This window comes from Leifsonia sp. 2MCAF36 (genome assembly GCF_052115525.1).
Taxonomy (GTDB): Bacteria; Actinomycetota; Actinomycetes; order Actinomycetales; family Microbacteriaceae; genus Leifsonia.
Map to the genome: position 1 here is coordinate 1 of NZ_JBFRGV010000025.1, position 377 is coordinate 377.

1 rRNA gene is annotated in these 377 nt (G+C 52.4%); it reads left to right on the forward strand.

Annotated elements, in window-relative coordinates:
* Positions 1–377, forward strand: a 16S ribosomal RNA gene (locus tag AB4079_RS19425); the annotation flags it as partial.

A 377-nucleotide genomic window follows, 5' to 3' on the forward strand; every position in this document is an offset into this window, starting at 1 on the left:
AACAGGATTAGATACCCTGGTAGTCCACGCCGTAAACGATGTCAACTAGCCGTTGGGAGCCTTGAGCTCTTAGTGGCGCAGCTAACGCATTAAGTTGACCGCCTGGGGAGTACGGCCGCAAGGTTAAAACTCAAATGAATTGACGGGGGCCCGCACAAGCGGTGGAGCATGTGGTTTAATTCGAAGCAACGCGAAGAACCTTACCAGGCCTTGACATCCAATGAACTTTCCAGAGATGGATTGGTGCCTTCGGGAACMKTGAGACAGGTGCTGCATGGCTGTCGTCAGCTCGTGTTGTGAAATGTTGGGTTAAGTCCCGCAACGAGCGCAACCCTTRTCCTTAGTTACCAGCACGTAATGGTGGGCACTCTAAGGAG